Genomic DNA, 11,734 nt, shown 5'->3' on the forward strand with positions numbered 1-11,734 from the left:
ACGGCACCGCGGGTCGCTCGGGTTAGGCGCTCGCGCCGTGACCTGGGCTGTTCCCGCCCCCCTTAAGGAGAGACCTATGGTTACTGCATTAATCATCGTCGCCGCCATCGCCTGGCTTACCCAGCTGGCCTTTGGCGGCTGGCAGATCCGCCGCTTCAATCGCGCCTTTGATAGCCTGTGCCAGCAGGGGCGGGTGGGCGTCGGCCGCTCCGCCGGGCGCTTTCAACCGCGCGCCATCGTCGCCATCGCCGTCGATGATAACGACCGCATTAGCGACACGCTGCTGATGAAAGGCTTCACCATTTTCGCCAGTCCGCAAAAGATCCCGGCTCTGGCAGGCAAACATATTGCGGAATTGCAGCCTGATGTGATCTTTCCCCATGATCCGCGCTGTCAGAATGCACTATCATTAGCGCTTAATCCGAAACATGGATAATTTCGTTGTAAAAGTAAATATCTTGCGAAATTATCACTTCGAAACTTAAACGCAGGATAGACGCCTATGAAACCACGTCAGCGCCAGGCAGCCATTCTCGAGTTCCTGCAGTCGCAGGGAAAATGCTCGGTCGAAGAGCTGGCGCAACACTTCGATACCACTGGCACCACCATCCGCAAGGATCTGGTCACGCTGGAAAACGCCGGCACCGTCATTCGCACCTACGGTGGCGTGGTACTCAACAAGGATGAAGCCGATCCGCCGATTGACCATAAAACGCTGATCAACACCCATAAAAAAGCGCAGATTGCCGAGGCCGCCGTGCGATACATCCACGATGGCGATTCAATTATCCTCGACGCCGGCAGCACCGTGCTGCAGATGGTGCCATTGCTGAGTCACTTCAATAACATCACGGTGATGACCAACAGCCTGCATATCGTCAACGCGCTATCAGAGTTCGATAACGAGCAGACCATCCTGATGCCGGGCGGCACCTTCCGTAAAAAATCGGCCTCTTTTCACGGCCAGCTGGCGGAAAACGCCTTCGAACAGTTCAGCTTCGACAAGCTGTTTATGGGCACCGACGGTATCGATCTGAACGCCGGAGTCACTACCTTTAATGAGGTCTATACCGTCAGCAAAGCGATGTGCAACGCCGCCCGCGAAGTGATCCTGATGGCCGACTCATCCAAGTTTGGTCGTAAAAGCCCCAATATTGTCTGCGGCCTTGAACGCGTGGATAAATTGATTACCGATGCCGATATTGACCCGGAATTCCAGCGGGCGCTGGAAGCCAAAGGTATTGAAGTCATTATTACTGGAGAACATCATGAGTAACTTTTTGTTAGAGGCCGGACGCCAGACCCTGATGCTTGAGCTGCAGGAGGCGAGCCGCCTGCCGGAGCGCCTGGGCGACGACTTCATCCGCGCGGCGGAAACCATTATCCACTGCGAGGGCAAACTGATTGTCTCCGGTATCGGTAAATCCGGCCACATCGGTAAAAAGCTGGCGGCAACCTTCGCCAGCACCGGCACACCGGCCTTTTTCGTCCATCCGGCGGAAGCCCTGCACGGCGATCTCGGCATGCTCGATAGCCGCGACGTGATGCTGTTTATCTCCTACTCCGGTAGCGCGAAAGAGCTGGATCTCATCGTGCCGCGGCTGGAAGAAAAAGGCATTCCGCTGCTGGCGATGACCGGCAAATCCACCTCGCCGCTGGCGCTGGCGGCGAAAGCGGTGCTGGATATCGCCGTGGAGCGCGAGGCCTGCCCGATGCATCTGGCGCCAACCTCCAGCACCGTCAATACGCTGATGCTGGGCGACGCGTTGGCGATGGCGGTGATGCAGGCGCGCGGTTTCAATGAAGAGGATTTCGCCCGTTCCCACCCGGCGGGCGCCCTCGGCGCGCGGCTGCTGAACAAAGTGCATCACCTGATGCGTCGTGATGAAGAAGTGCCGCGGGTCAATACCGAGGCCAATGTCATGGACGCTATGCTCGAACTAAGCCGAACCGGACTCGGCCTGGTGGCGGTCTGCGATGAAGCCAACCGCGTGCAGGGCGTTTTCACCGACGGCGACCTGCGCCGCTGGCTGGTTGCTGGCGGTACGCTCAACGATGGCGTCACTCGGGCGATGACCCGCAACGGCGTAACGCTGCAGGCGGATAGCCGCGCGGTGGAAGCCAAAGAGCGGCTGATGAAACACAAAATCAGCGCCGCGCCGGTAGTGGATGAGAACGGCCAACTGGTCGGCGCCATTAACCTGCAGAACTTTTACCAGGCGGGGATCCTTTAAGCCCCAGACGTTTCGCCAGCCGATGCAGGTTGGCGACGTCCAGTTCCAGCGCTCGGGCGGTCGCCGCCCAGTTGCCCTGGTTCGCCTCCAGCGCACGGCTAATGGCTTCTCGCTGAAAAGAGTCGGTCGCCTCGCGCAGATTGATGTTTCCCGTCGCGGGCGCCGCTGCCGCCGTCTCAGTCGGCAACATCGGCGCCGCCACCGCAAACTGGAAATGCTGCGGCTCCAGGACCACTTCATCACCGGCCTGGGTGGCCCGCGCCAGCACCACCGCCCGATGGATAGCATGCTCCAGTTCGCGCACGTTGCCTGGCCAGGACCACTGCTGCAGCCGGTTTCGCGCCGCCTCAGCCAAAATGACCCGCGCCAGCCCCATCCGCAGGCGGCACTGCTCGCAGAAATAGCCCGCCAGCAGCACCACATCACTTTCCCGCTCGCGTAGCGGCGGAACCGACAGCGGGAAGACGCTCAGCCGATGGTACAGGTCGGCGCGAAAGCGCCCTTCCACCACCTCCTGGCGCAGATCGCGGTTCGTCGCCGCCAGCACCCGCACATCGACCCGCAGGCTGCGGTCATCGCCGACGCGCTGAATATCGCCATACTGCAGCACGCGCAGCAGTTTGGCCTGCAGCGCCAGCGACAGTTCGCCGATTTCGTCAAGAAACAGGGTGCCGTTATCCGCCATCTCAAATTTACCGCTGCGGTTGCTGATAGCCCCGGTAAATGCCCCTTTCACATGGCCGAACAGCTCGCTCTCCGCTACGCTTTCCGGCAGCGCCGCGCAGTTGAGGTACACCAGAGGGTTGGCGGCTCGCGGCGACCCCTGATGCACCGCCTTCGCCACCAGCTCTTTGCCGGTGCCGGTTTCGCCGCTGATCAGCACGTTTAAATCCGAGGCGGCGACGATATCGATCTCTTTTTTCAGCTGCAGCATGGGCCCCGACAGGCCGATGATCTCCTGGCGCTCCGGCAGCGGGTAATTCACCGCCTGCGCCGGCAGGACGTTTTGCGCTTCAAGGCGGGCGATAAGCAGCGCATTATTCAGCGCCCCGGCCACCAGCGCGGCAATCAGCCGCAGCTCTTCATCGCTGAAGCTATCGAAACGATCGGCATCCATGCCGTCCAGGGTCAGCGCGCCAATCAGCGTCTGCCCGGCAAATAGCGGCAGTCCCACGCAGGCATGGACTTTGAGGCTCTCATGACCGGGGATCAGCCCGTCATAGGGGTCGGGCAGGTCGCTATCCGCCGGGAAGCGCACCACATCCCCGGCTCGCGCAATCGCCTCCAGCCGCGGGTGTCCTTCCAGGGCAAAGCGCCGACCGAGCACATCCTGCGCCAGGCCATCGATCGCCAGCGGCACAAACTGATGCGCCTCATAGCGCAGCAGCGCCGAGGCATCGCAGCCAAGAATTTGCCGCAGGGTAGTAATCAGGCGCGAAAAGCGGTCGGTGTGACCAATATCGCTTTGTAAATCTATGGCGATTCTCGCCAGCTCGTCGACGGAAAAACTCATTGCCGCTCCATTGTCATTTTGACAATACGCATTGTCATATCGACTATTTTAACCATTGTCATTTTGACAACAACCAAAATCAGAAAAAATTAAAAACAGATAATTATCAATTAATTAAAAAGTTGGCACGCAACTTGATATAAGCCAGTCAACTGAGTTTAAACACACTGTATTGATTGAGGTTGCTATGTCTATTGTGGTGAAAAATAACATTCTTTGGGTTGGCCAACGTGACTGGGAAGTGCGTGATTTCCACGGCACCGAATATAAAACGCTGCGCGGCAGCAGCTACAACAGCTATCTCATCCGCGAAGAGAAAAACGTGCTGATCGATACCGTCGATCATAAATTCAGCCGCGAGTTCGTACAGAACCTGCGCCGCGAAATCGACCTCGCCGACCTCGACTATATCGTCATTAACCACGCCGAAGAGGACCATGCCGGCGCGCTGACCGAACTGATGATGCAGATCCCCGATACGCCGATCTACTGCACCGCCAACGCCATCGACTCGATCAACGGCCACCATCATCATCCGGAGTGGAACTTCCACGTGGTGAAAACCGGCGATACTCTCGACATCGGTAACGGTAAACAGCTGATCTTCGTGGAAACGCCGATGCTGCACTGGCCGGACAGCATGATGACCTACCTGACCGGCGACGCGGTGCTGTTCAGCAACGACGCCTTCGGCCAGCACTATTGCGACGAACACCTGTTCAACGATGAAGTGGACCAGACTGAACTGTACGAACAGTGCCAGCGCTACTACGCCAACATCCTGACGCCCTTTAGCCGCCTGGTGACGCCGAAAATTACTGAAATCCTCGGCTTCAACCTGCCGGTGGAGATGATTGCCACCTCCCACGGCGTGGTCTGGCGCGATAACCCGACGCAAATCGTCGAGAAATACCTCGAGTGGGCGGCGGATTATCAGGAAGATCGCATCACCATCTTCTACGACACCATGTCCAATAATACCCGCATGATGGCGGACGCCATTGCCCAGGGGATCACCGAGGTTGACCCACGGGTAGCGGTGAAAATCTTTAACGTCGCCCGCAGCGACAAAAACGACATCCTCACCAATGTTTTCCGCTCGAAAGGCGTACTTGTCGGCACGTCCACCATGAACAACGTGATGATGCCGAAAATCGCCGGGCTGGTGGAAGAGATGACCGGGCTGCGTTTTCGCAATAAACGCGCCAGCGCCTTTGGCTCGCACGGCTGGAGCGGCGGCGCGGTAGACCGCCTGTCCACCCGCCTGCAGGATGCCGGCTTTGAGATGTCGCTGAGCCTGAAAGCCAAATGGCGCCCGGATATCGACGCGCTGGAGCTGTGCCGCCAACACGGTCGCGACATCGCTCGCCAATGGGCCCTCTCGCCGCTGCCGGTTGCTGAAGCAGCGACAACGCCGGAACCACAGGACTGCGCCTGTGCCGCGGCCGCGGCCGCCGATCTCGGTCCCATGATGCAGTGCAGCGTGTGCCAGTGGATCTATGACCCGGCGAAAGGCGAACCTAATCAGGATGTACAGCCGGGTACGCCGTGGAGCGAAGTGCCGGACAATTTCCTCTGCCCTGAGTGTTCTCTTGGCAAAGATGTCTTTGACGTACTGGCGACGGAGGCAAAATGAGTGATGGCATCGTCATCATCGGCTCGGGTTTCGCGGCCCGCCAGCTGGTGAAAAATATTCGTAAGCAGGATGCGCAAATCCCGCTGACCCTCATCGCCGCCGATAGCATGGATGAATACAACAAACCGGACCTCAGCCATGTCATCAGCCGCGGACAGAAGGCCGACGATCTGACCCTGCAAAGTGCCGGCGAGTTCGCCGAGCAGTACACTCTGCGTCTGTTTCCCCATACCTGGGTAAGCGATATCGACGCCGAAAACCGGTTAGTGAAGAGCCACGATAACCAGTGGCGCTACGACAAACTGGTGCTGGCCACCGGCGCGACGCCGTTTATCCCGTCGGTGCCGGGGCGCGAGCTGATGCTAACGCTCAATAGCCAGCGCGAATATGGCGCGGCGCAGAGCCGGCTGCACGACGCGAAGCGCGTGCTGATCGTCGGCGGCGGCCTGATTGGCTGCGAACTGGCGATGGATTTCTGCCGCGCCGGTAAAGCGGTAACGGTAGTCGATAACTCCGCCAGCGTGCTGGCGGCGCTGATGCCGCCGGAGGCCAGCAGCCGCCTGCAGCATCGGCTCACCGAGATGGGCGTACATCTGATGCTGAAAACGCAGCTGGAGGGGCTGGAGCAAACCGCCGACGGCATTCGCGTCAGTCTCGATCGCCAGCGCGCGATAACCGTCGATGCGGTGGTGGCCGCCGCCGGCCTGCGCCCGGAAACGTCGCTGGCGCGCCACGCCGGACTGCAGATTAACCGCGGTATTGTGGTCAATAGCCAGCTGCAAACCAGTGACCCGGCGATTTATGCGCTCGGCGACTGTGCGGAAATCAACGGCGTGGTACTGCCGTTCCTGCAGCCGATTTTACTCAGCGCCATGTGCCTGAGTAAAAATCTGCTGGCGCAGGCGGGAGAACTCAAGCTGCCGCCAATGCTGGTGAAGGTGAAAACCCCGGATCTGCCGCTGCATCTGGCCGGCGACACCCGCCGCGACGATCTGACGTGGAATATCGTGGCCGCCAAAGAGGGGCTGGTGGCGAAAGGCGTGGATGCCGAAAACCAGCTGCGGGCCTTTGTGGTGAGTGAAGACAAAATGAAGGAAGCCTTTACGCTGCTCAAACAACTGGTAAGTTGATGGTTTTCCCGGCTTGCGGCGTAAACGCCTTAGCCGGGCTACGGTATTGTCCTGGTAGCCCGGCTAAGCGCAGCGCAAGCCGGGAACATATCCAGCCTAGCGCGCCAGATTGTCGTAGCCGCGCCAGCGATAGTTAAGCACCGATAGCGCCCAACAGGCGACAAACAACCCGACCACCACAAATCCGGCGTCGCCGAGGTTGTCGTTTAACGCCCCTACCCAGCGCCATATTCCGCCGCTGAGCGCAAACTTATCCATTAGCAGGCCCAGCGCTTCCAGGCCGCCGATAAACAGCGCCACCACCACCGAGGTGCCGGTGATGGTCATGTTGTAATAGAGCTTGCGCTGCGGTTTGCTGAACGCCCAGCCGTAGGCGCCGACCATCAGCACATTATCAAGCGTATCCACCAGCGCCATACCGCTGGCGAACAGCGCCGGAAAGACCATAATCGACCAGACGGAAATCCCGCTCGACGCGCCGGCGGCGGAGATACCCAGTACGCCGATTTCGGTGGCGGTATCAAAACCGAGGCCAAACAGGAAACCGACCAGGTACATCTGCCAGCTGCGGCTTATCAGACGGAAGGTCTTGCCAAACAGCCAGCTCATCACCCCGCCGCTGCTGACGATTTCGTCGCTCACCGGCTCCCCGCGCTTCCATGCCCGAAAACTGCGCCACACGCTGCGTAAAATCACCAGGTTGATAAAGGCCATCGCCAGTAAAAACAGGGCCGACACCGCGGTGCCGATAACGCTGCCGGTATCATGCAGCCAGCTCATCTGCGTGCTGAAGGCGGTGGCGGTCGCGGCAATCGCCGCCGAGGCCAGCACCACAATCGATGAGTGGCCCAGCGAAAACCACGCCCCGACGGCGAAAGGCCGCCGCCCCTGCTGCATCATCTTGCGGGTCACGTTATCAATCGCCGCAATATGGTCGGCGTCCACCGCGTGGCGCAGGCCGTAGCCCCAGGCCAGCAGGCTGGCGGCCATCAGCGCGCCGCTGTCGCCAAAGGCCTGCAGCGCCCAGCACCAGGCCAGAAAATTCGCCGCGATCAACCCCAGCACCATACCCGCGGCGCGCGGCTGCTGGCGTAAAACTGTCATTATCATGGTTGTATTCCTTGAGCCTGCCCGCGGGCGGCGGCGATCACCGCCTGACCATAGGCGATTGCGCCGTCGCCGGCCGGCAACTGCTGTGCAAACAGCAGAGTAAAATCCGCCAGATAAAAGGTCAATCGCGCCGCCAGCAGGCGGTTATGCAGCACCCCGCCGCTGCAGACCATCGTGTCGATGCCGCGGACGGTGGCGCAGTCGCGGGCCATCGCCGCCAGTCCACAGGCCAGGGCGTCGTGGAATGCCCAGGCTTTCTGCGCCGGAGTCGCCTGCCAGCTCAGCCATTGCCGCCAGAAGGTCGCTAAATCCAGCGCGTCGTCGCGCCAAGGCAGCGTAACCGGGTGGCTGACGCCGGGGCAGCTGGCGGCCAGCGCCTCCAGCCGACAGGCCGCTTCGCCTTCATAGCTCAGACTCTCCGGCGCGCAATCCAGGGCGCAGGCAACGGCATCAAACAGCCGTCCGCAGGATGAGGCGCGCGGCGCGTTAATCCCGCGCTCGATGGCCTGCGCCAGCAGCGGCCAGTTGCGCTGGCGCAGGGTGGCGGCCTGCGGATAATCCTGCCAGTCAGGGACAAAGGCCAGACAGTGGGCCAGCAAATTTCGCCACGGCTGGCGTGCCGCCAGGTCCCCCCCTGGCAGCGCGACGGCCGGCAGCCCGCCAAGATGTTCGCATTCGCGATAGTTGACCCGCAGGCACTCCCCGCCCCACAGCGCGCCGTTCTCCCCCATACCAATACCGTCGAGTGTCAGGGCGATAACGTCCCCGCCGTCAAGCGGCCAGCGGTGCTCCGCCAGGCATGCCGCGGCGTGGGCATGGTGATGCAGCACTGTCTCCAGCGGCAGGGGCAGGGAGGCCGCCCACTGCGTTGAGCGATAGCCGGGATGGGCATCAACCACCACCCGCTGCGGCACAAACGCGTAAATGCTCTGCATCAGCTGCAGGGCGCTGCGCCACTGCTGTTCAATACCTTCCTCGCCAAGATCGCCAAAGTGCTGGCTCAGCACCGCTTCGCTGCCGCGCGCCAGGCAGAAGGTATTTTTCATATCCGCGCCGAGAGCCAGCAGCGGCGGGATGTCTCCTAGCCCCGGCGGCAGCGGCAGCGCGTCCGGGACGTAGCCCCGGGCGCGGCGCAGCATTTCACCGCTTGAGCGCACCAGTGAATCATCCATCCGCTGTACGATGTCGCGATTATGCAAGAGAAAGCCGTCGGCAATGTCGGCTAACTCATTGAGCGCCTGAGCATTACTTAACGCCGGCGGACGGCCGCTAAGATTGCCGGAGGTCATTACGATGGGGCGCGCCAGGCCCTGCAGAAGCAAATGCTGCAGCGGATTAGACGGCAGCATCACCCCAACTTCCGCAAGCCCTGGCGCTATTTCGTCGCACAGGCCGGAGACCTGCGCTTTGGCAATCAGTACGATGGGCGCCGCCGGGGAGCCCATCAGCGCCGCAGCGGCGGCGGGTAAGCCCGTTGCCGTCGGCAGCATTACCGCCAGCGGTTTTGCCGGGCGGTGTTTTCGCGCCCGCAGCGTGGCAACGGCAGCGGGGTTACCGGCATCGCAGGCCAGATGAAAGCCGCCGATGCCTTTTATCGCCACGATTTTGCCCGCCGCCAGCCGGGCGATAGCCGCCTGCAGCGCCGCCTCGCCGTCCAGCGTTTCCCCTTCTGCCTGCCATTGCAGCTGCGGCCCGCAGTCGGGACAGGCCACCGGCTGGGCGTGAAAACGGCGATCGGCAGGATCGCGGAATTCCGCCTCACAAGGGGAACAGAGCGGGAACGGCGCCATTGCGGTGAAGGGCCGGTCGTAGGGCATGGCGCGAATAATGGTCAGCCGCGGCCCGCAGTGGGTGCAGTTGATAAAAGGATAGCGGTAGCGGCGCGCCCGGGGATCGTTCATCTCCGCGAGGCACGCCGGGCAGGTCGCGGCATCAGGCACAATCTGAGTCCGCATCCGTCCCGCCCCGCTCTCGCGGATGGTGAAATCCTGCGGCGTGGCCGCCCAGCGATAGGGAATGCAGGCGGTACTGTCGATCCGCGCCAGCGGCGGGCAGTGGTCAGCCAGAGCGGCAGTAAAACCGTCGTCGCCCCCGACCAGCCGCACCAGTACGCCGTCGCCGTCGTTACAGACATCGCCGCAGCGGGCCTGCGCCCGGGCCAGCTGCCAGACAAAGGGGCGGAACCCCACCCCCTGCACTTTACCGCGAATGCGGATTTGCACCCCGTTCATGCCTTGACTTACCAGGCCAGCGCCGTACGGCGACGTTTCTCGATATTCATCTGCTCAAGTTTGTTGCGGTCAACGCACACGAGGGCATGCGTCGGGCAGACTTCCATGCAGGCCGGGCCGCTCTCGCGGTGGAAGCAGAGATCGCACTTGTTGGCTTCGGCTTTTTCCGCCACGACGTTCAGTCCGGCGCCGCTATGGCGGATCACCGGGCGCACCACCACCTCCATCGCCCCGTACGGGCAGGCGACGACGCAGGTTTTGCAGCCGATGCAACGCTCCTGCATCACATGGACAAAGCCTTTATCGCGGCTGATGGCGCCGTTCGGGCAGACATTGGCGCAGGGGGCGTCTTCACACTGACGGCAGGCGGTCGCCGTGGAAACATTGACCCCTTTGATCACGTGAATACGCGGCTGAAAGGTGTGAGGCGTCAGGGAGGCGCAGTCCTGATGTTCCTGATGGGATACCACGCAGGCCACTTCGCAAGTGCGACAGCCGATACATTTGCTCGCATCGGCGATAATGAAACGGTTCATCCATTTCTCCAGCAGTAAGAAGGTTACGCGCCGGAGTATGCATAATACGTTCCAAGTTTTTAATATATTGATTATAAAGACTATTATAGCTGGGCTTTGCTGTCATCGTCAGTAGTGACGATGACAGCTGACGACGTCAGGCACAGGGGCCCGCCACCAGCGACTCGCGTTCAATCAGCGCTCCGGGAAAGCTTTGCTGAAAGTTGAATTCCCCGCCATCCAGCATAAAGATCAGCCGATTGATGCTCTCTTTAATCATCTCCGTCACCGGCACCCGGACGCTGGCGAGCGACGGCACCATATACGGCGCAAGAGCAATATCGTCAAACCCCACCACCGAGACCTGTTCTGGCACCTTAACGCCCAGCTGGTGAAGCTGCTTCATCGCCCCGATGGCCATATCGTCATTGCTCGCCACCAGCGCGCTGTAGGTAACCCCGCGCTGACGCAGGCTCTCCACCCCCGCCGCCCCGGTTTCCGGCGTCCAGCGCCCTTCGGCGATAAGCGCCTCGTTCAGGGCGATGCCGTGGCCAGCCAGCGCGTCTTTGTAGCCGGCGAGGCGTTCGACGCCGGTGGGAGAGTCAAGGGAGCCGGTAATAAAGGCGATATCGCGATGGCCAAGCGCAATCAGCCGCTCCACTACCCGCATCGCCGAGGCTTTTTGATCGGACCAGACGCAGTGGCTGGCGTGGCGGCGCAGGCGGCGATTAAGCACCATGATCGGCTGCGAGTGGTTCTCAACGATCTCGTCCATCTCATCGACGGTGAGAAAGCGCGGGTAGATGATGATCGCATCGCAGCGCAGATCCAGCAGGTACTGGATCGCCTCCCGCTCCTCTTGCGCGCTGTGCTTGCCGTCGGCCAGGATCAGCTGCCGCCCTTTATCCTCCGTCATCCGCGCCACGTGATACAGCAGTTCGCTAAAATAGACGCCGTGGTACAGGGTATTGGTCACCACCAGGCCGAGGGTTTGCGTGGTTTTGGTCGCCAGGTTGCGCGCCAGCAGATTAGGCCGGTAGCCGCTCTCCGCCACCGCCTTAAACACCCGGTCTTTGGTCTCCTGGCTGACATAGCCGTTGCCCGACAGCACCCGCGAAACGGTCGCCTTCGATACCCCCGCGCGCTTTGCGACCTCCAGCATCGTTGCCATGTGATTCTTCCTGTTGCAAAAGTTGCAGGCAGTGTACTGCACGTTTCCCGCTTTTACAGCACTCCCCTGTTCACCAACGCGATCCGGCTCACGGCGACGCTTAGCGATCAAAATCACAAAATTGAGATCATATTTTTTTATTTCTTGTGCAATTAAATGAAACTCACCATGATTTTGTGGAACCGGTTTCCTAT

10 protein-coding genes are annotated in these 11,734 nt (G+C 60.8%); 5 read left to right on the forward strand and 5 right to left on the reverse strand.

All coding sequences use genetic code 11. From position 1 onward, the window contains the following. Positions 1-76 precede the first annotated feature (76 nt). The 3 genes from gutM to gutQ all read left to right on the forward strand — a co-directional run bounded on the left by gutM (position 77) and on the right by gutQ (position 2,234). Positions 77-436, forward strand: a complete 360-nt coding sequence (gene gutM, locus VZP09_RS15280; protein WP_004145754.1) for a transcriptional regulator GutM — start codon at positions 77-79, stop codon at positions 434-436. A gap of 66 nt (positions 437-502) precedes the next feature. After that, entirely contained in the window at positions 503-1,276 is a 774-nt protein-coding gene (gene srlR / locus VZP09_RS15285) for a glucitol operon DNA-binding transcriptional repressor SrlR (RefSeq protein ID WP_002914817.1), read from the forward strand. Further along, positions 1,269-2,234, forward strand: a complete 966-nt coding sequence (gene gutQ, locus VZP09_RS15290; protein ID WP_004174691.1) for an arabinose-5-phosphate isomerase GutQ — start codon at positions 1,269-1,271, stop codon at positions 2,232-2,234. The genes srlR and gutQ overlap by 8 nt, the downstream gene beginning before the upstream one ends. Here gutQ and norR read toward each other — a convergent pair. Continuing rightward, complete coding sequence (norR, locus tag VZP09_RS15295; protein WP_004890240.1) at positions 2,197-3,747, reverse strand: nitric oxide reductase transcriptional regulator NorR; 1,551 nt, start codon at positions 3,745-3,747, stop codon at positions 2,197-2,199. The genes gutQ and norR overlap by 38 nt on opposite strands. A 187-nt stretch (positions 3,748-3,934) precedes the next feature. Between norR and norV the strand changes: the two genes are divergently transcribed. Next, complete coding sequence (gene norV / locus VZP09_RS15300) at positions 3,935-5,383, forward strand: anaerobic nitric oxide reductase flavorubredoxin (protein ID WP_032438925.1); 1,449 nt, start codon at positions 3,935-3,937, stop codon at positions 5,381-5,383. Then, a complete protein-coding gene (norW, locus tag VZP09_RS15305; RefSeq protein ID WP_032438926.1) occupies positions 5,380-6,513 on the forward strand; it encodes an NADH:flavorubredoxin reductase NorW in 1,134 nt (377 codons plus the stop codon). The genes norV and norW overlap by 4 nt, the downstream gene beginning before the upstream one ends. A gap of 96 nt (positions 6,514-6,609) precedes the next feature. Here the strand turns inward: norW and VZP09_RS15310 are convergent, their stop codons facing one another. The 4 genes from VZP09_RS15310 to VZP09_RS15325 all read right to left on the reverse strand — a co-directional run bounded on the left by VZP09_RS15310 (position 6,610) and on the right by VZP09_RS15325 (position 11,540). After that, positions 6,610-7,623: a HoxN/HupN/NixA family nickel/cobalt transporter gene (locus VZP09_RS15310; RefSeq protein WP_032417526.1), complete on the reverse strand. Its 1,014-nt coding sequence runs from the start codon at positions 7,621-7,623 to the stop codon at positions 6,610-6,612. Beyond that, on the reverse strand, positions 7,620-9,854 hold the full coding sequence (gene hypF, locus VZP09_RS15315) for a carbamoyltransferase HypF (RefSeq protein ID WP_032438927.1): 2,235 nt from the start codon (positions 9,852-9,854) through the stop codon (positions 7,620-7,622). Before hypF ends, VZP09_RS15310 begins: the two co-directional genes overlap by 4 nt. Before the next feature lie 8 nt (positions 9,855-9,862). Next, positions 9,863-10,390: an electron transport protein HydN gene (hydN, locus tag VZP09_RS15320; protein ID WP_002914875.1), complete on the reverse strand. Its 528-nt coding sequence runs from the start codon at positions 10,388-10,390 to the stop codon at positions 9,863-9,865. A 136-nt stretch (positions 10,391-10,526) separates the two neighbouring features. Next, the gene (locus VZP09_RS15325) at positions 10,527-11,540 is read right to left on the reverse strand and encodes a LacI family DNA-binding transcriptional regulator (RefSeq protein ID WP_004174685.1); all 1,014 of its coding nucleotides are present in this window, start codon (positions 11,538-11,540) and stop codon (positions 10,527-10,529) included. Positions 11,541-11,734 lie beyond the last annotated feature (194 nt).

The sequence above is a fragment of the Klebsiella sp. EMBS2024 genome, from assembly GCF_036233805.1.
GTDB classification, from domain to species: Bacteria; Pseudomonadota; Gammaproteobacteria; order Enterobacterales; family Enterobacteriaceae; genus Klebsiella; species Klebsiella pneumoniae.